The organism is Vibrio sp. Isolate30 (genome assembly GCF_022397975.1).
In the GTDB taxonomy this organism is placed as follows: domain Bacteria; phylum Pseudomonadota; class Gammaproteobacteria; order Enterobacterales; family Vibrionaceae; genus Vibrio; species Vibrio fortis.
The window spans coordinates 463710-486538 of record NZ_JAKEUS010000002.1 but is presented as its reverse complement, the minus strand read 5'-3'; the positions used below and the strand labels follow the sequence as shown (position 1 = coordinate 486538).

16 protein-coding genes are annotated in these 22829 nt (G+C 44.3%); 11 read left to right on the top strand and 5 right to left on the bottom strand.

Annotation, left to right across the window (positions count from 1 at the left end; all coding sequences use genetic code 11):
- Positions 1–226: 226 nt before the first annotated feature.
- Positions 227–1066 (bottom strand): S1-like domain-containing RNA-binding protein, encoded by an 840-nt coding sequence (locus L1D60_RS09230; RefSeq protein ID WP_275665633.1) that lies wholly within the window; start codon positions 1064–1066, stop codon positions 227–229.
- Positions 1067–1163: 97 nt separating this feature from the next.
- On the opposite strand from L1D60_RS09230, the gene L1D60_RS09225 reads away from it, so the two are divergent.
- Entirely contained in the window at positions 1164–2516 is a 1353-nt protein-coding gene (locus L1D60_RS09225; RefSeq protein ID WP_239840813.1) for a hypothetical protein, read from the top strand.
- A gap of 67 nt (positions 2517–2583) precedes the next feature.
- Here L1D60_RS09225 and L1D60_RS09220 read toward each other — a convergent pair whose 3' ends face one another.
- Positions 2584–3063, bottom strand: coding sequence for a DUF4442 domain-containing protein (locus tag L1D60_RS09220; RefSeq protein ID WP_239840812.1), 480 nt, complete (start codon positions 3061–3063; stop codon positions 2584–2586).
- 266 nt (positions 3064–3329) lie between these two features.
- Between L1D60_RS09220 and L1D60_RS09215 the strand changes: the two genes are divergently transcribed.
- Both L1D60_RS09215 and L1D60_RS09210 read left to right on the top strand, forming a co-directional pair.
- Positions 3330–4388, top strand: a complete 1059-nt coding sequence (locus tag L1D60_RS09215; protein WP_239840811.1) for a 3-deoxy-7-phosphoheptulonate synthase — start codon at positions 3330–3332, stop codon at positions 4386–4388.
- A 10-nt stretch (positions 4389–4398) separates the two neighbouring features.
- Positions 4399–4881 (top strand): YajQ family cyclic di-GMP-binding protein, encoded by a 483-nt coding sequence (locus L1D60_RS09210; RefSeq protein ID WP_150872333.1) that lies wholly within the window; start codon positions 4399–4401, stop codon positions 4879–4881.
- A 100-nt stretch (positions 4882–4981) separates the two neighbouring features.
- On the opposite strand, the gene L1D60_RS09205 is transcribed toward L1D60_RS09210, so the two are convergent.
- Entirely contained in the window at positions 4982–5920 is a 939-nt protein-coding gene (locus tag L1D60_RS09205) for a bifunctional precorrin-2 dehydrogenase/sirohydrochlorin ferrochelatase (protein WP_239840810.1), read from the bottom strand.
- Between the two features lie 490 nt (positions 5921–6410).
- Here L1D60_RS09205 and L1D60_RS09200 point away from each other — a divergent pair, with 490 nt between their 5' ends.
- The 6 genes from L1D60_RS09200 (at position 6411) to L1D60_RS09175 (ending at position 12034) form a co-directional block, all read left to right on the top strand.
- Positions 6411–7439, top strand: coding sequence for an amino acid ABC transporter substrate-binding protein (locus L1D60_RS09200; RefSeq protein ID WP_150872329.1), 1029 nt, complete (start codon positions 6411–6413; stop codon positions 7437–7439).
- Between the two features lie 149 nt (positions 7440–7588).
- Positions 7589–8794 carry an amino acid ABC transporter permease gene (locus L1D60_RS09195; protein ID WP_239840809.1) on the top strand — a complete coding sequence of 402 codons (1206 nt, stop codon included), beginning with the start codon at positions 7589–7591 and terminating at the stop codon, positions 8792–8794.
- Position 8795: 1 nt separating this feature from the next.
- Positions 8796–9893 (top strand): amino acid ABC transporter permease, encoded by a 1098-nt coding sequence (locus tag L1D60_RS09190; RefSeq protein WP_239840808.1) that lies wholly within the window; start codon positions 8796–8798, stop codon positions 9891–9893.
- A 22-nt stretch (positions 9894–9915) separates the two neighbouring features.
- The gene (locus tag L1D60_RS09185) at positions 9916–10680 is read left to right on the top strand and encodes an amino acid ABC transporter ATP-binding protein (protein WP_239840807.1); all 765 of its coding nucleotides are present in this window, start codon (positions 9916–9918) and stop codon (positions 10678–10680) included.
- Positions 10681–10901: 221 nt separating this feature from the next.
- Complete coding sequence (locus L1D60_RS09180) at positions 10902–11567, top strand: Bax inhibitor-1/YccA family protein (RefSeq protein ID WP_239840806.1); 666 nt, start codon at positions 10902–10904, stop codon at positions 11565–11567.
- A gap of 137 nt (positions 11568–11704) precedes the next feature.
- Positions 11705–12034, top strand: coding sequence for a TusE/DsrC/DsvC family sulfur relay protein (locus tag L1D60_RS09175; protein ID WP_239840805.1), 330 nt, complete (start codon positions 11705–11707; stop codon positions 12032–12034).
- A 40-nt stretch (positions 12035–12074) separates the two neighbouring features.
- Here the strand turns inward: L1D60_RS09175 and yccX are convergent, their stop codons facing one another.
- Positions 12075–12362: an acylphosphatase gene (gene yccX, locus L1D60_RS09170; protein WP_239840804.1), complete on the bottom strand. Its 288-nt coding sequence runs from the start codon at positions 12360–12362 to the stop codon at positions 12075–12077.
- 88 nt (positions 12363–12450) lie between these two features.
- On the opposite strand from yccX, the gene L1D60_RS09165 reads away from it, so the two are divergent.
- Both L1D60_RS09165 and L1D60_RS09160 read left to right on the top strand, forming a co-directional pair.
- Positions 12451–13854, top strand: coding sequence for a methyl-accepting chemotaxis protein (locus tag L1D60_RS09165; protein ID WP_239840991.1), 1404 nt, complete (start codon positions 12451–12453; stop codon positions 13852–13854).
- A 129-nt stretch (positions 13855–13983) separates the two neighbouring features.
- Positions 13984–15177: a class I SAM-dependent methyltransferase gene (locus tag L1D60_RS09160; RefSeq protein WP_239840803.1), complete on the top strand. Its 1194-nt coding sequence runs from the start codon at positions 13984–13986 to the stop codon at positions 15175–15177.
- An 85-nt stretch (positions 15178–15262) separates the two neighbouring features.
- On the opposite strand, the gene L1D60_RS09155 is transcribed toward L1D60_RS09160, so the two are convergent.
- Positions 15263–22693 (bottom strand): Ig-like domain-containing protein, encoded by a 7431-nt coding sequence (locus L1D60_RS09155; RefSeq protein WP_239840802.1) that lies wholly within the window; start codon positions 22691–22693, stop codon positions 15263–15265.
- Positions 22694–22829: the final 136 nt, after the last annotated feature.

The window sequence follows — 22829 nt, the reverse complement described above, 5'->3', positions numbered from 1 at the left end:
ATATATCTGCTTTTAAAGGGAATAAATCGCCATTTGGTAAAAATCGACTAAACTTGACCTATCAGACAGATAAATAGCGCTGTAAGCGTCGGCTCCTCGGAGCCCTTTCCCCTAAGCCCGGACAGGAACGTTTGGGCTTTTTTTTGTTTTGTGACAAACAAAAGGAGCCCATAAAGAGCTCCTTCACAAACACGAACTTAAATAAGTCCTATCTAAACAAAGTGCGTTACTTAACTAAAGTAATGCCTTCTTTATCAATCGAGATTTTACCCGCTTTGTATAAGCCGCCGATCGTTTTCTTGAATGTACCCTTACTGGTACGGAAAGCAGAGAAGATAGCATCTGGTGAAGACTTATCATTCAGCGGTAAGAAACCGCCTTTTTTCTCTAATAGATCGAGAATCTTAACACTCAAATCGTCCATCTTCGCCACACCCACTTTCTGCAAAGACAGATCGATCTTGCCGTCTTCTTCGCGGATGTTCTTGATGTACCCTTTCAGTGTTTTACCGATGAAAAGTTTGCCAATCACATCTGATGGGAAAATCATCCCCCAGTGTTCGCCGTTTACGATTGCTTTGTAACCCAGTTGGCTGCGCTCAGCAATGATCAAATCTACCTGTTGGTTACGCTTGTAGTTTGCCGGTGTGTTATCTAGCAGCTTGTTAAATTTCGTTGTGCCTACAATACGGCTAGACGCTTTATCAATATAAACATAAACAAGAATAGATTGACCTTCATGCAGTCGACCACGCTGTTCACTAAATGGTACCAACAGGTCTTTGCCTTTGATGCCCCAGTTAACGAAAGCACCCGTACTGTTCACGCCTTCTACTTGCATCAAACCCCACTCGCCCACTTGTGCAATTGGAGTTTCTGTAGTCGCTGCAATCTGATTATCTGAATCGATGTAAAGCAGCACATCTAATTTTTGACCAATTTCAACGCCTTCAGGAGTAAATTTCTTTGGTAGCAACACGGTTCCATAGTCGCTTGCGTCAAGGAATACACCGAAATCTGCCTGTTTTACTACTTCTAAGTTGTTTATTTGACCAATATTAATCATCAAAATTGTCTCTACATTAAATTTGGCAGAGATTATACGTGATCTCTGTTATGCTTTCGCTAGTTTCATTCATATTTTTACACTAGAGGAACTTTCGTTGATCACCGTTGATAAACAAGACGCGATTACACTAAAAATAAACCATGCAATGGCCAAGACCAAAAAACTCGACATGGACGTGTATCTCTTTGTTCCCGGTGAACTCGGACTGACTCCAGAAGTCCTCTCTGAGAGCGCATTTTTCTATAGCTCTATTACGCAGAAACGCGCTTACTACAGTGATAAAACACTATTGCCTCTTGTTCACAGTCGCCTCGCAAAACGTGGGCGCCTCTCAACGACTCAATACCGTGTTAGTCTAAGTTTGTTCGCCTATCAGTATGTGATTGCTCTAGATAAGGCGGTGTCTAGCCTAAACAAGAATGATAGTGACACGGTCACGTCAGATGAAGTAGATGAGGTGATCGAGCTTGCGCTTGATATCCTTAAAAAGCTTCGTCGAAGCATTCCATATGAAGAAAACTTAAAGCGCTACTACGCCAACATCGATAACTACCTCTCTTGGTATACTGAACAAAAGTTCTTATCGCTGATCTCTCATATGCCTAGAGGCAGTGAATACTCAACGATTAAAGAACGCTTGATCGCTCTGTGTGAAAAAGAGACCGCACACCGAAAACTCAATCGATACAATTCGGCTAAAGTTCGTGAAGATGTGACTCGATTGAGTAACAAAATGCGTTTATTACGCCGTCTTATCGAACACCCGATTGTACTTCAAGAAAAAGCCGTTTCGATGGGCAACAACGTCAAGCGTGCCGTTAAAGGCATTGCTACTGGCTTAGTGATGGTATTTGTAACCACCACGGTTATTCTAGCTCGAGATTTCCTCGGAGAAATTACCGCCTCGTTTATTGTTGCTATGTCATTCATTTATGCATTACGTGAGATCTTCAAAGATGACTTGCGTGACATACTTTGGCGTTGGATTCGCAAAGGGAAACCAAAATGGAAACGCCGCTACCTTGATCCGACAACGAAGAAAGTCGTTGGACACAAACTTGAATGGCTGGATTACACGAACTTTTCAAAACTCGCAGACCGTATTCAAGCAATCCGCAAAAAACGTGTTGTGCAACGTGAGGAGCAGATCCTCCACTATCGTTCGCATACAGAGATGTCGACATCAACTTTTATGAGTGGTTACGAAGAGACGCGTGAGACACTCTCAATCAGCTTAAGGGCACTAACGCGTTTAATGGATAAAGGTTCAAACAAGGTTTATCGCTTGAATGACGGACAGGTCAGTCGTGAATCGGTCGAAAAACGTCACCTACTGAACCTAATCATCAAAGAGAACAATCATGATAGCGAACCAACCTATTATCGTTGGAAAATCGTTATGAACCGATCAAAGATCGTCGATATTGAAGAGATCACTCAAGCCTAGCAGTCACCTCTATGTGACCAAGTCACTTGGAGAAAGTTATACCTAAGTGTGAAGCATAAAGGTCAGCTTAACGGCTGACCTTTTTAATCGAGAGCGTTAAAATAAACTCTGCCATCGGCTCATCGCCATGCAGTGATGGGCAAGTAGCAATAATCGTTACGGGCTGATTGACTCTTTCTCCGGTTTTCATTGTCTCGGCCAACATATCGTTAATCAGACCACCATCACGACATGTAAAATGCACGTCACCTTCTGGCCTTTTTAAAAACTGACCACTCACTTCCTTAAAAGCCAATGAGATCTTCTCTCCTTGCTGCTGAGACTTACTCATTGCTAGAAAGCCACCGGCGACATCAGCCCCTACAGCAAGGACGCCAAAATACATACTATTGAGATGATTTTTGGTTCTTCTCTTTAAAGGGATTTTTACTTCTACATGAGAGTCATCTAACGCCAACAGTTTTGGTCTACATAGCCAAATTAAAGGCACTTTGAAAAAACCAAACATATTGAGATAAAAGTTAGCTTTCTGAAGTGGGGATAACATTACTGCGTCCTTGCTTTTTAGTTGTCAGACCAGTTAACCCAACACGCGTTTGAATGTCAAAAAAATGTTACAAAAAAGAGACCTAACGTTTCTTACTCTCTGATTCGCTTTGTTTCAGTGTATGTCTGCCCTACACAATGCCTCCAAGCAAACTGATAAATCTAAGAATATTACCAATATCCGAGATAACTTTGACCTAAGGGAGTTTATTCCTCCGGTTAATTCCGTTATCTTTACTGCTTCGCAATAGAATAAAAAGCTATCACATGCCATTAAAAACTGATGAGTTGAGAACCCAAGCACTTGGGCCAATGCCAACTCCTGCCGAATTAGGCAACGCACACCCAATCACTGACGACGTTGCTGAGCGCATTGCAAACTCTCGCCGCCAAATCGAAGACATTCTCACTGGACGCGACGATCGTCTGCTCGTCATCGTTGGCCCTTGTTCTGTGCACGACACTGACGCTGCATTAGATTACGCTGAGCGTTTAAGCAAAATTCAAGAACAATACAAAGACGAGCTATTCGTCGTAATGAGAACCTACTTTGAAAAGCCACGTACTGTCGTTGGCTGGAAAGGTCTGATTACCGATCCAAACCTGGATGGTTCTTATGCACTAGAAGCTGGTCTAAACAAAGCTCGTAAACTTCTGCTAGATATCAATAAGCTTGGCCTCGCTACAGCGACTGAGTTTTTGGATATGATCACTGGCCAATACATCGCAGACCTGATCACTTGGGGCGCGATTGGTGCTCGTACTACTGAGTCACAGATTCACCGTGAGATGGCTTCAGCTCTTTCTTGCCCTGTTGGTTTCAAGAACGCAACTAACGGCAACATTAAGATTGCTATCGACGCGATCCGTGCTTCACAAGCTTCTCACTACTTCTATTCACCAGATAAAAATGGTCGTATGACTGTTTACCGTACTTCAGGTAACCCATACGGTCACGTTATTCTACGTGGTGGTGACAAAGGTCCTAACTTCGACGCTGAATCTGTTGATCAAGCATGCCAACAACTGGCTGAGTTTGACCTACCACAACGTCTTGTTGTCGACTTTAGTCACGCTAACTGTCAGAAACAGCACCGAAAACAACTTGATGTTGCTAAAGACATCTGTGAGCAAATCAAGTCTGGTAAGAATCAAATCGCAGGTATCATGGCTGAAAGCTTCATTGAAGAAGGCAATCAGTCGATGAAAGACATCAACAACTTAGAGTATGGTAAGTCAATCACTGACCCATGCCTAAGCTGGGACGATACTGCGAGCATGCTTGGCCTGCTTGCAACTGCAATTAAAGATAGAAACTTAGCTTAAGGAACTAACCATGCCTTCATTTGATATTATCTCTGAGATCGAAACTGTTGAACTGCGCCACGCGGTGGACAACGCAAACCGCGAACTAGCGACGCGTTTCGACTTCCGTGGTGTTGAAGCAAGCTTTGAATTCAAAGATGAAACTGTAAAGCTGTCTGCAGAGCACGATTTTCAACTAAAACAGCTTCGTGACATCCTTCGTGGCAACCTAACGAAACGTGGCGTTGATGTATCAGCGATGGAATCTCAAAAAGCTGACCAATCAGGTAAATACTGGCACCAAACCGTTATCTTTAAGCAAGGTATCGAGACTCCAGTTGCTAAAAAAATCGTTAAGCTAATTAAAGACAACAAGATCAAAGTTCAAGCTGCTATCCAAGGCGAAAAAGTTCGTGTAACAGGTAAAAAGCGTGACGATCTTCAAGCAGTAATGGCACTTGTTCGTAACGGTGAACTCGGTCAACCATTCCAGTTTGATAACTTCCGCGACTAATGTTTGCTTAGCCGTATAAAAAAGCCTCAATGTTTACTAGCATTGAGGCTTTTGTATTTTTAAGTGCCTGTAGTTTCAGTTACTACAGCCCGTCATCAGTTTAAATACTGCGACCCGAAGCCAACTTAACGTCAGTGCCGATCAGTAAATTAAACTCGACGCTGCTTGGCGGTACAAAAACACACACTCGCAAGTTTTCACTGCGTGCCTTCATCAGCTTTGTAGATAATTCGCCACTGTCTTTAAATTGCTCGCGTTCCGCGTCACGACGACACAAGTCGATAAACTCAAATGGGCAGTCAACAGGATATAAAACAAGTTCTGTTTCCTGCATAAGGCGCAGCGCTTTAATTGAAAGAAGCTCAACGTCTGACTCAAACTCAATCCAAGTCACTTGCCCTAGTGAATCCACCTCTTCTTTTAGTGACTCTTGGTAGAACTTCTCTAGTTCATCACGTTCCGTGATGCGTTCTATACGAGGTGAAGATAAGAAACGCTCCCAAAACTTACGACGTTCATCAACTGTAGGGAACGTATCTTTGATCGAGTTGCGCTTTGATGCGCCAAAGTCGGCAAGTAGACCCAAATTCTGCGGTAGTAAACTCTCAAATTTTTCACGAATATTGCGAACTAAGACCGGAGAAGCACCGCCACTCGAAATAGCGATTTGAATTCTTCCTCGGTTAATCATTGAAGGGGTAATAAAGTCACAGTATGGTTGATCGTCGACCACGTTTACCAAAATACCCATTTTTTTTGCATCACTATGCACTTGATGATTAAGCTCAGGATTGTCCGTTGTAGCCCACACTTGTAAATATCGACTCGACAACATTTGTGACGAGTAGAAGTTTTGTACCCAGTGCAGTTTATTTTCATCTATTAACTGCTTTAAATAAGGTTCAACCTTCGGCGATATAAGGGTTACATCGCCGCCGGCTCGAAGCAAACTATCGACTTTTCGACAAGCAACTTCGCCACCACCAACAACCAGAATCGGTTTGTTTTCGATGTCTAAAAACATTGGAAAGTAACGCATTTTCTTCCTTGAGACCTCTTTAATAACTATTCATGCATGCTACCAAATTTGGGGCATAATCCTAGGTGCATTTGCATAATTAAAATAATATTTCACCAAATTTAAGATTTTCTTAAGGTTAAAATTTCGACAGAAAATCACATAAACAAGATAATCAGCTAGACTATTAAGAATTTAGAAACCTAAATCTCGTTGCACCAACAGTGTGAGCCCTTGCACTATTTACATTCACGTAACATTTGGTCATTCTAAATGTGTCCGGATTTGTGATTTCACTCAAAAATCTTTTTAAATTATACATTTGAGAAACTGCAAATCCTTTCCTAACCTTATAAACAGTTGTTCAAATCGCACACAATGTTATTTGCAAAATGCAAACCATGATTTGAGTAACCGCGCTTAAAGGTAACAAAAACAAGCAACACAGCAAGCACAACACAAATCGAGCACGTGTATCAGGTGTCACCTGGTTTAACAAGGAAGGATACAAATGACAAATAAACTAACACTTCTTGCTTCAGTAGTAGCTGCATCAACTGCAATGATGGCAACATCTGCATCAGCGGCAGAAAGCACTCTGGACAAAGTCACATCTCAAGGCTTTCTAACTTGTGGTGTAAGTACAGGTCTTCCAGGGTTCTCTAACCCTAACTCAAAAGGTGAATGGGAAGGAATTGATGTTGAGTATTGTCAAGCTCTTGCAGCGGCTGTACTCGGTGATAAAACTAAAGTTAAATACGTACCTCTAACGGCTAAAGAGCGTTTTACGGCTCTACAATCGGGTGAGATCGATGTTCTGTCGCGCAACACGACATGGACGCTGCACCGTGATACGGCACTTGGTCTGAACTTCGTAGGCGTTAACTACTACGATGGTCAAGGCTTTATGGTTAAGAAAGATCTTGGCCTAACGAGTGCTAAAGAACTAGACGGCGCATCTGTATGTGTTCAGTCTGGTACAACAACAGAGCTTAACCTTGCTGACTACTTCCGTAACAACGGTATGTCTTATAAGCCAGTGGTATTTGATACGGCTGCGCAAACATCTAAAGGTTTCGACGCAGGTCGTTGTGACGTTCTTACAACAGACCAGTCTGGCCTTTACGCACTTCGTCTAAATCTTGCAGACCCTAAGTCTGCTGAAGTACTTCCAGAAATCATTTCTAAAGAGCCACTAGGCCCTGTAGTTCGTCAAGACGATGACAAATGGTTCAACGTTGCTAAGTGGACACTGTCTGCAATGGTTAACGCAGAAGAGTACGGCATTACATCTAAGAATGCAGACGAAATGCTTAAGTCTAAAGATCCAAACATCAAGCGTATCCTTGGTGTTGACGGACCAAAAGGTAAAGGCCTAGGTATCCGTGATGACTGGGGTTACCAAGTTATCAAGCAAGTGGGTAACTACGGTGAGAGCTTCGAACGTACTGTAGGTACAGGTTCTCCACTTCAGATCTCTCGTGGTGTAAACGCGCTATGGAATGCGGGCGGCTTCATGTACGCTCCACCAATCCGTTAATAGCCACTACGTGATTACTTTACACAGCGGCTTCTAGCCAATCCTTTATATAGTTGATTGACCTAGAGTCGCTGAATTTACAACTGAGTAACACGAAATTAGGGCGGATTTCCGCCCTAACTGTTAAATGGATTTGAGGTTATTGCAGTATGAAACCTAATAACACTTCTATTCCTTCCCAGGAAAAGCCCCAAGCTAAAAGCGCCAACCTTCTTTATAACCCAACTTTCCGATCGGTCATTTTTCAGATCATCGCTCTTGGTGCACTCGCCGCTTTCTTCTATACCATTGTCAACAATGCGTTAACGAACTTGGATGCTCGCGGCATCGCTACCGGTTTCGATTTCCTTAGCCAAGAAGCTGGCTTTGGTATCGGTTTAACACTCGTCGAGTATGACGAAACCTTTTCTTACGGTCGAACATTCATTGTTGGCCTACTTAATACCGCACTCGTTTCTGTTCTAGGTATCATCCTAGCGACGGTTCTTGGTTTTACCATGGGTATTGCGCGTCTTTCATCGAACTGGCTAGTTAGCCGATTCGCAGCGGTTTATATCGAAATTTTCCGTAATGTCCCGCTTCTACTACAAATTTTCTTCTGGTATTTCGCTGTTCTTCAAGCGCTACCGTCCGCTCGTCAAAGCTTAAGCCTTGGTGAAGCTATCTTCCTGAATGTTCGTGGTCTTTACTTCCCTGCGCCTGTTTTTGAAGCCGGCAGTAGTATCGTTATCGCCGCTTTCATCGCGGGTATTGTAGCGACTATCATCATCAACATTTGGGCAAACAACAAACAACGCCTTACTGGCCAACAGACTCCAATGGGACGTATTGCTCTGGGTTTAATTGTTGTCCTGCCTGTCATTGTTTACTTCATTATGGGTATGCCAATTTCAGCTGAATATCCAGCGCTTAAAGGCTTTAACTTCAAAGGTGGTATCAGCATCATCCCAGAACTTGCCGCTCTTATGCTTGCGCTAAGTATCTATACTGCGTCATTCATCGCGGAGATCGTTCGTTCTGGTATTAATGCTGTAAGTCACGGTCAAACTGAAGCAGCCATGTCTTTAGGTTTGCCACGTTCTCGTACTTTGAAGCTGGTGATCATTCCTCAAGCATTGAGAATTATCATCCCACCGCTAACAAGCCAATACTTAAACCTAACTAAAAACTCATCTCTAGCAATGGCGATTGGTTATCCTGATTTGGTTTCAGTTTTCGCAGGTACAACTCTTAACCAAACCGGTCAAGCGATTGAGATTATCGCGATGACGATGGCCGTTTACCTCACATTGAGCTTATTAACCTCTGCGTTAATGAATATCTATAACCGTAAAGTAGCATTGGTGGAGAGATAAAATGAGCACACATCAATTTCAGCCTGATCTACCACCTCCAGCAAACACGGTTGGTGTCGTAGGTTGGCTTAGAAAAAACCTATTTAACGGTCCCGTGAATAGTGTTGTTACCGTAATTCTCGGTTACTTCGCATTCTCATTAATTTGGACTGTCTTTGACTGGGCCATCTTAAACGCAGACTGGGTAGGCACAACACGTGACGCTTGTACAAGCGATGGCGCATGTTGGGTATTCATCAGTGTACGTTGGGAACAGTTCATGTACGGCTTCTACCCTGAAGCAGAGCTGTGGCGTCCTCGCCTATTCTACTTCACGCTTGCTGTCTTCGTTGGTTTACTAGCCTACGAAGGAACACCAAAGCGTACATGGATTTGGCTATTCTTCGTTAACATCTATCCATTCCTAATCGCGGCTCTACTTTATGGCGGTGTGTTTGGGTTAGAGGTTGTAGAGACACACAAATGGGGCGGATTGCTGGTTACGTTAATCATCGCACTCGTGGGTATCGTGGTTTCCCTGCCTATTGGTGTTGCACTCGCGCTTGGACGACGCTCAGAAATGCCGATTATTCGTAGTATCTGTACTGTGTATATCGAAATCTGGCGTGGTGTGCCTCTTATTACTGTTCTGTTCATGGCATCTGTAATGCTCCCACTGTTCCTATCAGCTGGTTCAGAAACAGACAAACTGCTTCGTGCTCTTGTCGGTGTGGTGCTGTTCAGTGCAGCTTACATGGCGGAGGTTATCCGTGGTGGCTTACAGGCAATTCCTAAGGGTCAATATGAAGCAGCAGATGCACTTGGCCTAACCTACTGGAAGAAAATGGGGCTTATCATTCTTCCTCAAGCCCTAAAGATTACGATCCCATCGATCGTAAACACCTTTATCGGCCTGTTTAAAGATACCAGTCTGGTTCTTATCATCGGTATGTTCGATGTATTGGGTATCGGCCAAGCTGCTAACACCGACCCTGAGTGGCTAGGCTTTGCAACAGAAAGTTATGTATTTGTCGCGTTAGTGTTCTGGGTATTCTGTTTTGGTATGTCGAGATATTCGATATGGCTAGAAAACAGACTTCACACCGGTCACAAACGATAGTTAAAGAGATCAAGGACGTATTATGACGCAACAACAAAACAACGAATCTCAAGAATTGATGATTGAACTGAAAGACATGAATAAGTGGTACGGTGAGTTCCACGTTCTTAAGAACATCAATCTAGAAGTTAAGAAAGGTGAGAAAATCGTAATCTGTGGCCCTTCTGGTTCTGGTAAATCGACCATGATTCGATGCATCAACCGTTTAGAGGAGCATCAAAAAGGCCATATTTTTGTTTCTGGTAATGAACTAACCGAAGACTTAAAGAATATCGAAGCGGTGCGTAGAGAAGTTGGTATGTGTTTCCAACACTTTAACCTCTTCCCTCACCTAACGGTTTTGGAGAACTGTACCCTTGCTCCAATTTGGGTGAAAAAGATGCCTAAAGAGGAAGCAGAAGCGATCGCGATGAAATACCTAGAGCGTGTTAAGATCCCAGATCAAGCAGACAAGTTCCCAGGTCAGCTCTCTGGTGGTCAACAGCAACGTGTAGCGATTGCACGCTCTCTGTGTATGAACCCACAAGTTATGTTATTTGATGAACCGACTTCCGCACTCGATCCTGAGATGGTTCGTGAGGTTCTAGACGTTATGGTTGAGCTTGCTGAAGAAGGCATGACCATGCTGTGTGTAACGCACGAAATGGGTTTTGCGAAAGAAGTTGCCGACCGAGTGATATTTATGGATGCCGGAGAGATCATCGAAGAAAACAATCCTGTCGACTTCTTTGAGAATCCACAATCTGATCGAACTCAAAACTTCTTGAGCCAGATTCTTCACCACTAGAATCGGTATCTACCTAACAGGGCAGCTATTTTTGCTGCCCTTTCTATTTTAGAGGATATGATACCGTCGCACAGTTACATTGTGTTACACCTTGAAAAACACTTAACTCTCTATTTTGATTATCATTTTAAGTAGACAAATTTAATGAAAGGCTTGATTTTTCGAACTTTCAGCCCCATAAATGTACTAATAACTATTGATATCACCTTACGAGGAAGATTATGAACAGCCCTATGTTTTCTCGCACAGCTTCTCAAGAGAGCGCTCTGCAAACAAATAAAGTACTGCGTAACACCTACGCGCTACTTTCAATGACACTACTTTGGTCTGCTGTGGTAGCAGGTATTTCGATGGCAATGAACCTGCCTCGTCCTGGTCTAATTATTATGCTGGTTGGTTTCTACGGTCTACTTTTCCTAACAGAGAAGAACCGTGATAACAGCATGGGTCTAGTATTCACATTCCTGTTTACAGGTTTCCTAGGTTACACCATTGGCCCTCTTCTTAACGCGTACATCGGTGCGGGCATGGGCGACGTGGTACTGACTGCTCTGGGCGGTACTGCACTATCATTTATGGCAGCATCAGCTTATGCACTAACTACGAAGCGCGACCTATCGATGATGGGTGGCCTAATGCTTTCACTATTCGTAGTGCTAGTTGTTGGTATGATTGCGAGCATTTTCATCCAATCAACAGTTCTACATCTAGCGCTTAGCAGCCTATTTATTGTGTTCTCTACAATGGCTATCTTGATGACAACTCAAGGTATCATCCGTGGCGGTGAAACTAACTACATTTCAGCGACAGTGACGCTGTATGTATCTATCTACAACATCTTCATCAGCCTACTGAGCATTCTAGGTATTATGGGTAACGACGACTAATAACATCGTCAACTTATTAATCCCGCAAAGCCCAAGATTCGTCTTGGGCTTTTTGTTTTCTATTGGCTATTATTTGTTGGGAAATATTGCTGAGTAATGTACCCTACGCCGCTGATTGATATGACTCTGGATTAAACATGTTTGAATATAACGGAAAAAAAATCGAAACTGACGCTCAAGGCTATCTTTTAGACCACACGCAATGGGAAGAAGGTATGATCGAGATTCTGGCCGATGATGAAGGAATTGAACTCACCGAAGCTCACCTAGAAGTCGTTCATTTCGTCCGTGATTTCTATGAAGAGTTCAATACATCTCCCGCTGTCCGCATGCTTGTTAAAGCAATGGAGAAAGCTCACGGCCCTGAAAAAGGCAACAGTAAGTACCTGTTTAAGCTGTTTAAAAAGGGGCCGGCAAAGCAAGCAACTAAGCTAGCTGGCCTTCCTAAACCTGCAAAATGCTTATAAAGCGCTTCAGTCATCACTCACTGAATAACAACTTCACGTTTCAAAGAACTTGAAAGTATTTGCTGTTGGTATCATCAATCTTTATACCAGCAGCATCCTGCTCCTCTACACGATCTACGTTAGCCGTATCTGGTCCTTTATGAAGCCATGTGTGCAGCTCCTCAATTTTAGTGTTATTGCCGATTGCAAGCACCTCAACATCACCATTATTTAGGTTCTTTGCATAGCCTGTTAGCCCTAAGTCCAATGCTCTTATGCGTGTTGAGTATCTGAAACCAACACATTGAACACGACCTGTTACCAGAAATATACGATGGGAACGATCCATAACATTGCCTCATAATTTACTTGGGTGATATAGTTGATAAATCTATTCATCCGCCCTAGTTGGGTGGAATTATTTGAGCACCATTAATATGAAAGAAATCCCTTTCCGTTGGATTGACAAATATCTCATCCACCTAAAGATTCAAGAAAAGTTCTACCTTCTTTTTCTACTCCCTGTATTAGCTCTCGTTATCTTAACTCTCGTTCTAGATAGTGCTGCAGACGCGCTTTTGGTCCACCTTTACCAAGACGAACTGATGCTAATGAAAGGTCTTATTGAAGCAGGCCAACTGTCTCGTGAGCAGGTAGCACAACTTATCAGTCAGTCTGATACTATCTCTTTAGGCTTCGGCGAAGGTGCTGTATCAGTAATGAATGGTGCATTTAGCTTAGTTGCAACGCACGACCAAAACCTATGGTCTGCACTGTCAACGACTCAAATCACCATTATCGGTATTACCCTGACTCTCATCGGTCTCTGTGTCTACTACATCATGACCTTTATCGGCGGTGCGATGTTCTCAATGAACAAAGCTCTTAACACGCTTGCAGACGGCGATCTAACGGGACGTATGAACTACTTTCTAGTTCGTGACGAATTCAGTGAAATTGCCATCACTATTGATAAGGTAGCAGAGCGTGAGCAAAAGATGGTGCTTTCGATTCAAGAGTCTGTTGCTTTAATGCAGCAAATTAGCTCTGATCTTAACCAATCTACTCAACAAAGTTCAGATATTTCAGGCGTTCAACAAGAGCATCTAAATAGCTTAGCAAGCGCGACTGAAGAGATGGCGTCAACCATTCGCGAGGTTGCAAACTTAGCGCATGAGTCCAGCACTCAAACAATGGATGCGCATGGAGTTGCTGAAAGCGGTCAACACAAAGTATCAAACACTCTCGCCTCTATCTCTAATTTGTCTCAAGAAATTCAATCTGCTTCGCAAGCGGTTGAAGAGCTAGACGCCAATGCTGCGCAAATCGACGAAGTAGTAACTACCATCAATGCTATTTCAGAACAGACTAACCTGCTTGCATTGAATGCTGCGATTGAAGCAGCCCGTGCTGGTGAGCAAGGCCGTGGCTTTGCTGTCGTTGCAGACGAAGTTCGTGCCCTTGCCGGCCGTACACAGCAAGCGACGGTTGAAATCCAAAGTATGATTGAAGCGCTACAACGTAACAGCCAGTCTCTGACTAAACTAATGGAAGTGACGGTAAACAACGCGAACGAAGGACAAACACTGATGTCTGAAGTGAACGTTGAAATTGGATCATTGGCAGAGAAAAACCAATCTATTTCAGACAGCAGCACTCAAATTGCTACGGCTGCTGAAGAACAAGGTGTCGTTGCAGACAACATTGCACAAAGTGTTGAAGAGATTCGTAACCAATCAAACAACATCTGCGAGATGATCAGCAAGAGTAACGCTAACGTTGACCAACTCCGTCAACAAAGTGATTCAATGGAAGGATTACTTACTGGTCTTAAAGCCTAAAAGTACCAATCTTGACGATTAGGGCCGCAGTTGCGGCCCTTTTTTGTATCTAACGTCTTTGTCGTTTGATTTTGCTAGTCTCTTCCCTGACAATACACCACCTTCGAATTCAAACAATCAGAGTAAACTATGACTCCATCGATTCAACTAGCAAAAGGCCGTGATAAGTCGCTACGCCGCAAACACCCATGGGTATTCTCTCGTGGTATCGACAAAGTAACAGGTGAACCGCAACTTGGTGAAACCGTCGACGTTTTCGCAAGCAACGGTCAATGGCTAGCAAAAGCAGCCTACTCTCCTGCTTCTCAAATTCGAGCTCGTGTTTGGACGTTTGAAAAAGAAGACATCGATAAAGCATTTTTTGTTAGACGCATCAAAGACGCACAAATGCTTCGCGAAGACATCATTGTTCGTGACGGTCTTACTGGCTATCGATTAATCGCAGCTGAATCTGATGGATTGCCGGGCATCACTATCGATAAATATCAGAACTTCCTAGTATGCCAACTACTCAGTGCTGGTGCTGAATATCACAAATCTGAACTTGTGGCCGCTCTCGTGGAGTGCTTCCCTGACTGCAATGTATACGAGCGTTCGGATGTTGCGGTACGTAAAAAAGAAGGCCTTGAACAAATTGTCGGCGTTCTTCATGGTGAAGAACCACCTAAGTCTGTTGTAATCGAAGAGAATGGCGTAAAAATCAGCGTTAATATCGTTGAGGGCCACAAAACTGGTTTCTATCTAGACCAACGTGACAGCCGCAAAGAATCAATGAAGTACGTAAAAGACAAAGAAGTCTTGAACTGCTTTTCCTACACCGGTGGTTTTGGTCTATACGCGCTTAAAGGTGACGCAAAGCGCGTTATCAACGCTGACGTTTCACAGCTTGCTTTAGACACGGCTAAACACAATGCTGAATTAAACGAATTCGATATTTCAAAAAAACGTGCGGTGTTCTTGAATGCTGATGTATTTAAGCTTCTGCGCGAATACCGTGACCAAGGCACGAAGTTCGATGTTGTGATCATGGATCCGCCAAAGTTCGTTTCGAGCAAAAACAACCTAACTTCAGGTGCAAACGGCTACAAAGACGTAAACATGTTAGCGATGCAGATCCTGAAACCTGGTGGCACTCTGCTTACTTACTCATGCTCTGGACTAATGGGCACAGACCTATTCCAGAAAATCATCGCTGATGCTGCAATTGACGCTGGTCGCACGGTTAAGTTTGTCGAGCGCTTTGAACAAGCTGCAGACCACCTAACAGATACCGCTTATCCAGAAGGTTTCTACCTGAAAGGTTTTGCGTGTAAGGTTCTTTAAACAACGTCTGATCTAATTAAAGATTACGCATTAAAAAGGGTCACCGTTTGGTGACCCTTTTGTTATCAATTAACTTTAATTGAGGTTAACTATCTGTGTACTTCAAACCATCCTGATTAAACAGATAATCCGTTAACTCTGAAGAAGTGACATTATTAAACTCAATCGTCATCGACTCTCCACCTTTATCAATGGTTAGCGCTGAGCCACCATTGCCGTTATCAGTGATCGAGTCTTCGATGTTATTTAGCAGAGCGTTTATATCATCCGTCTCAAGATCTGCCAGCAACTCAGATAAATCAAGCTTATCTCCATCAGCAACACTGAAATCAGTAATGGTGTCTGACGAGCCATCATCCATGTCGACCCAACTAAAGATATCCTCTCCTTCACCACCGGTTAGGATGTCGTCACCCAAGCCACCAATCAATGTATCGTCACCGCCTTGGCCATATAGAATGTCATCACCTAATCCACCGGCAACGGTATCATCCCCTCCGCGCGTATCACTATCAGCGTTAAACAGCTCGTGGTTACCTTTTACATATTCGTAGACTTCCATGTCTGTAGGTTCTTCGCCATTCAACATCTGCAAGAACGTCGTTAACGCTTGCATACCGGAACCATCAGGTAAGTCATCAGGACGAACAAGCCCTTTCTCCCCCCATGGTAAGTTGTCAGTGTTAATCGCATCACCAAACAAGATGTCGTTACCCGCACCGCCGCTCAAATCATCATTACCTACAGGAAGAAGCGTGATTTCGTTACTACCTTCCTCAAGTGCAGCATCTAAGCCTTGGCTTGATTGAACGATTTCAACGTCGCCTGTCGTACTTGTTAACGTCTTAATAGCAAAGTTGTCTAAGTATACATCTGCAGTATATCCGCTTTGGTCTTCATAAACAGAGAGTACTAACTGGTATTTACCTTCATGAAGTAGATCTGTTTCAATCGAGCCCGTATTGCTTCCAGATGAGACACTTACCCATGACTGAGTTTGTTCGTCAAATTTCTGAACACTCCAGCTAAACACATCGCCGCCACCGAAATAGCTACCCTGTGACGCATCAAATGTCAGTACTGACGCTTCGCCATTAGCAACGGTAAACTCAGGACTAGTCATCGAAGCTGAGCCACTAGCATTGCCCGTATCGGTTAGCAAGATGCGTGAGTTGTTCAGTACTGCTGTACCGCCTGAAACCGTAAAGTTATCAAGGCTCCAAGCCTCACCCGTACTAGAACTAAAGTTTGCAAGTTGCGTTGTAGTTGACGAATACGTGTACGAGGAGCCATTGTCACTAACAAAATGTTCTAGTATTTCTGAATCAATCCCATCCCCGATACCAATAGTTCTAACTTTCGACACGTCCGCTAACTCGTCAAAAGCAGTAACAGAGTCAGCAAACTCATCAAACTGAGTCGTAGAGCCGCTGCTGTTAGAACTATTCGATACAGTTGGTTTCCCATCCGTTAAGAAGAACGTTAAGTTTTCGTAGCTTGATGGTTGTGAACCAGATTCAAACCAATCTTTTGCTGCGTCAAATGCTGCTTCGTAGTTAGTTGCACCGTCCGCGGTTAAAGCATTAATCGCAGAGTTAACTGTCTGATCCAAGTCTGACTCTTCTAAGTCCTGCAAGTTAATCTCTATGCTAGCACTCGCTTCGAAGCCAATTAACGCCAAGTTGATAATTCCTGGATGAGATGCGATGTCTGCTAACATAGCAATAAGTGACGCTTTAACCACATCTAACTTAGACTCGCTACTGTTACTATTGAGTGCATCTTTCATACTGCCTGAAGTATCAACCACTAAAGCAATATTGTAATTCGTTGGTGCAACAGAATTATCCACGACACCGCCAGTATCTCCAAACAGCACGTCGTCACCATCAAAGCCAACGATGGTGTTGTCACCATTTTCATTACCTAAGCTAGGCGCTATGACAATACCTGTTTGAGTATTGGCAAATACTTCTGAATCGACAGGTTGACCTTGACCATCGACCTCATAAGCTCCAGCAGTAACAGTGAGAACTGGTGCCGTATCAACTGGTGCTTCTACGATAACCGTGAGCTTCCCGTCACTGTCTAGCTCAGTAGGGTCAATAACCCAAGTTCCGTCAGCTTGTTTAGTGCCTGTCGATAGTGTCACATCAGACGGCACATCACTGACCACCAATGAACTTACTTGCTCACTACCATCGTTGTCATTTAAGTCTATATCGATGTTGAGCTCGTAAACCTCTGCAACCTTAACCAAGTTACCACTTTGAACTTCAAACTTACCATCAGCGAAATACAAAGATTCAATACTGTAGAAATCGTGGTTTGCATTCCCTGTTCCAGTATGAACTAGTGTGTAATCGGAAGCCCCAGCAGTGGTGAATGTGTAATCAGAACTTTGACCGGTTAGGTATGCTTTATCCGCACCATCGCCACCGTAATAGGCCGTAGATGAAGTCGGACTGCGAGATATGAGAATATCTTGTCCTGAATCCCCGGCACCGTCACCACGTAGATCGATACTACTTGATGCGTCAACGCCGCCGATCAAAATATCATCTCCATCATTGCCTTGAAGGTCTTCAGAAACAACGCCAAGATCGCCGCCATTACCGACAATAATGTCATTGCCTTCACCACCGAGTACTTGCATCTGATCACCGCTGCCATAAACAACCGTATCATTACCATCGTAGCCATAAACCCAAGCACCACTTGTAGTCTGAAGATGGTTATCACCACCGTCAGCGACTGAATCTACCACCTTGCCCGTCAAACTAGATTCAATACTTGTAACAATAGAGTCTGCAACATTCCCACTTACACTGGTTAAGTCCGCAGATACCGCCAATCCGTTACTGATTGGTGTCACCATTGTAGTTACCGTTGCTGTATTAGTAAGACCAGAGCTATCTACAATGGTATAAGTGAATGAGGCAGTGCCCGATACACTGCTATTTGGTGTGAATGAAACTTCTCCACTATTTTGATCGAATGAAACGGTTCCGTCAGTTGAGCTAAATCCATCCGCAACGATAGTGAATGTATCACCGGTGTTTGGATCGTAGTCGTTAGCGAGAAGAAGTGACGAATCGACGGTTAAAGATCCACCCTCTCGCACTGACAGCACGTCGCCAATCAATGGGAAGTCATTTAAGTCATGTTCTCCATTGTTGTAGTTACCATTGCTATCAACCGTGCCCAAATTGATATCTAGGTTAGCAGCGCCACCTTGATCCCAATACACGATTTCAATGGAATGGTAACCATCACTGTCAATCGTAAATGCATCATGCAAAGTCGTAGTTGATGACTGATTCTGATCCACAGTCGCAACGGCCACCCCATCGATTAATATCGTGTAGCCATCATCAGCAGTAACTTTAAACGCATAATCACCGGCTGCGAGATAGACTGAACCACTCATTTGGACCACGCCATCAGTATGGGCGCCAACAGTGCCTTCAACAGAGCCAGCATCACTATTTAAGAAATCTTCAAACTGACTTTGAGAGCTTAAACCACTACTATTTCCGTCTAGCGTGTAGTTAATGTCTTTAGCATCAAATGTTAGGTCGGCATCTTTGCTAGCAATAACATCGAGAGCATCTTGAACAGAATCAATGTTGCCATTAACACTGTCGTTAGAACTGTAATAGTAACCAGATAGACCACCGAACACAGAAACAGTATCGTTCTGTGCAACAGGCGCCAGGTCAGTATCATTTGGCACAATAGTTAACTGCGCTATCTCATCACTCACCAAATCGCTGGAGTCGACCGATTGATAATCAATCTCTTCAGAAAGCTCGGCACTTACTACATCAACACCTTTAAGGGTAATGTTAGAGTTTATGTTCGGATCATCTGAGCCATCCTGAGTAGTGAAGATGCGTAGTTCACTAAACCCACCATCTACTTCAATGTTAACTGTCGCATTGCCATTGCTATCAATCGTAAGTCCGCTTTCACCAGATTCATCACCATCGAAGTAGAACGTTCCAACAACGTTGCCACTTTCGTCAAGTGCAATAACTTCAATACGACCACCGGCATTATTTCCAGCGAAATAATTGCCATAGACACTACCAAACTCAATGTTAGCTTCAGTAATCGATGCGCCAGTCGCAGAGTAATCAATTGAAATGTACTCTTGAGACCCGGCAGTTATAACGTCAAGTTCACCTTGCGTAGAATTCGCGTTTTTAGAAACACCGAAGCCATCTTCGTCATTCTTGTCGTCATAAACTAAGTAGCCAGGTTCGCTACTAATATTATCTCCAAGTGGAGACGCACCGTTGTAAAGCCCCGCGCTAATAACAACACTACTTTGTAAGTAGCTAACGCTAGAGGTGCCATTACCTACTTGACTTTGGAAAGTACTAGCAACGAAATCCAAGCTATCTACGGCATTCTGGTCTTGCTCATACTCGATTTGAGCGTCGCTACTGATGATATCCCCAGCTTTAATCAGTACTTTGCCTCCACCACTAACGTCATAGAGGTTACCAAATAGCGGTTCTTCAAGAATCTTCACACCAACAGCTGTGCCAGAAGCATCATCTTCAATGTCACCAACGTTATCTTGAGAACCAGACTGACCACCATCAAACGTAAAGAACGCTTCATCTTGGTTGTCTAGAGTTACTGAGAAGTTGTTGGCAGTTGGTTTATCGTCCACTGGCGTGACGCCTACATTCACGGTGATTGGGTCAGACTCGTTGCCTTCCGCGTCTTTGATTGTGTACGTGAACGTGTCGGACGTGGTGTCGCTGCCGTCGTGCTGGTAGCTCACTGTACCGTCACCATTTACCACAACGGTATCGTCCACTGGCGTGACGCCTACATTCACGGTGATTGGGTCAGACTCGTTGCCTTCCGCGTCTTTGATTGTGTACGTGAACGTGTCGGACGTGGTGTCGCTGCCGTCGTGCTGGTAGCTCACTGTACCGTCACCATTTACCACAACGCTGCCGTTCGCCGGCTGCGTCTCGATAACGATGCTGGTCAGATCAAGCGCACTTTCACTGTCTGTATCATTGTCCGCTACGTCGATGGTCACGCTGCCGCCTTCCAGCACCGTGTCGCTGTCGGCCACACCGATTGGTGCGGTATCGTCCACTGGCGTGACGCCTACATTCACGATAACGATGCTGGTCAGATCAAGCGCACTTTCACTGTCTGTATCATTGTCCGCTACGTCGATGGTCACGCTGCCGCCTTCCAGCACCGTGTCGCTGTCGGCCACACCGATTGGTGCGGTATCGTCCACTGGCGTGACGCCTACATTCACCGTCAGTGTATCTGTGCCACCTTGGCCGTCAGAGACGATAACCGTGAAACTGTCACTGCCGTTGTAGTTGTCGTTTGGCGTGTAGGTCCAATTGCCTTGTTCATCGACAGTTACAGAACCGTTAGATGGATCACTGCCTTTCGAGAAGCTTAAAGAATCGTTGTCACCATCTGATGCAGATAGCGAGCCGCTGACTGGCGTATCTTCATCTGTCGTTACAGCAACGCTGTCACCTAATGGATCACCGTTGCTATCAACAAGTGTTGGGGTATCGTTAACTGGAGTAACACCCACATTCACCGTCAGCGCATCTGTGCCACCTTGGCCGTCAGAAACGATTACCGTGAAGCTATCGCTACCGTTGTAGTTGTCGTTTGGCGTGTAGGTCCAGTTGCCGTTTTCATCGACAGTTACAGAGCCGTTAGATGGATCACTGCCTCTTGAGAAACTTAGAGAGTCGTTGTCACCGTCTGATGCAGAAAGTGAGCCGCTGACTGGTGTATCTTCGTCTGTTGTTACAGCAACGCTGTCGCCCAGTGGGTCGCCATTGCTATCAACAAGTGTTGGGGTATCGTTAACTGGAGTCACACCCACATTCACCGTCAGTGTATCAGTACCGCCTTGGCCATCAGAAACAATTACCGTGAAGCTGTCACTACCGTTGTAGTTATCGTTCGGCGTGTAGGTCCAGTTACCGTTCTCATCCACGGTTACAGAGCCATTAGATGGATCGCTGCCTTTTGAAAAGCTTAGAGAGTCTTTGTCACCATCGGATGCAGAAAGTGAGCCGCTGACTGGCGTATCTTCGTCTGTCGTTACAGCAACGCTGTCGCCCAATGGGTCGCCATTGCTATCAACAAGAGTTGGGGTATCGTTAACTGGAGTCACACCAACATTCACTGTTAGTGTATCTGTTCCGCCTTGGCCGTCAGAAACGATCACCGTGAAGCTGTCACTACCGTTGTAGTTGTCGTTTGGCGTGTAGGTCCAATTGCCTTGTTCATCGACAGTCACAGATCCGTTAGATGGATCGCTGCCTTTTGAGAAGCTTAGAGAGTCGTTGTCGCCATCCGATGCAGATAGCGAACCGCTGACTGGCGTATCTTCGTCTGTTGTTACTGCAACACTGTCACCTAATGGATCACCGTTACTATCAACAAGTGTTGGCGTGTCATTAACTGGAGTCACACCAACATTCACAGTAAGAGTATCAGTGCCGCCTTGGCCGTCAGAAACAATTACCGTGAAGCTGTCGCTACCGTTGTAGTTGTCGTTTGGAGTGTAGGTCCAGTTACCGTTCTCATCCACGGTCACAGAGCCGTTAGACGGATCGCTACCTTTTGAAAAGCTTAAAGAATCATTGTCGTCATCTGATGCAGAAAGTGAGCCGCTAACCGCAGTATCTTCATCCGTTGTTACAGATACACTTTCGCCTAAAGGGTCGCCATTCTCATCGATAAGAGTTGGGGTATCGTTGACAGGGGTAACGTCAACGTTGATCGTGATGGTGTCTGTGCCACCTTGTCCATCAGAGACAATAACGGTGAAACTATCGCTTCCGTTATAATCAGCATTAGGCGTGTATGTCCAACTTCCATCTTCATCGATAACAAGCTGTCCATTTTGTGGAGCCTGCCCCATAGAGAAAGTGACCGCGTCACCGTCAGCATCTGTTGCTTCAAACTGACCGCTGAGTGCGGTGTCTTCGTTCGTAGAAACGGTAAGCGTATCGCTAACTGAAGATCCGTTAAAACTAACGATATCTGGCGCACTGTTTTCGGAAGCAAAAGCACGGAATGAGTCTAGCAATGTAAGACTTTGAGTTTCTGACAGGCCTAGAGACTCAAATCCAGAAGTGACAAATTCCGTTTCAGGGATAGTTTCTTCGCCATCACGTTCAATGGTGCCGCTGTTTGTTAAGCTCGAACCAGTTACGCCGGCTGCAGTTGCGAATTCTTCACCGAGCTGCGTTGGGTCCGCGCCTTCTTCTAACGCAGAAAAAATATTTTCGATATCAGAATCGAGTTCGACTTCAACGTCGTCTTCAACACGTTTAACAGATAAGTTGGGTTGGGATGATTCATTTTGACTTTCTAAAATCAAATCACCTGGTTGCAAAGCTTCACCAGCTTCCAACACACGAACTTTGCCGTCTAGGCCTATAACAATACGTTGTCCAGCACCTAGTGCGCCTACTAGGCTTAAAATTGTCATATCCATATTTACCCCTAAAGCCACTTTTGAAGTGGTGTGTCAAAAATGCGACACATAAAAAATGCTAATTAGATAAAATATAACACCTATACCCCATCAATTCATAGCCACTAGTCATTTATTTAACAAAAGCAGATACAGA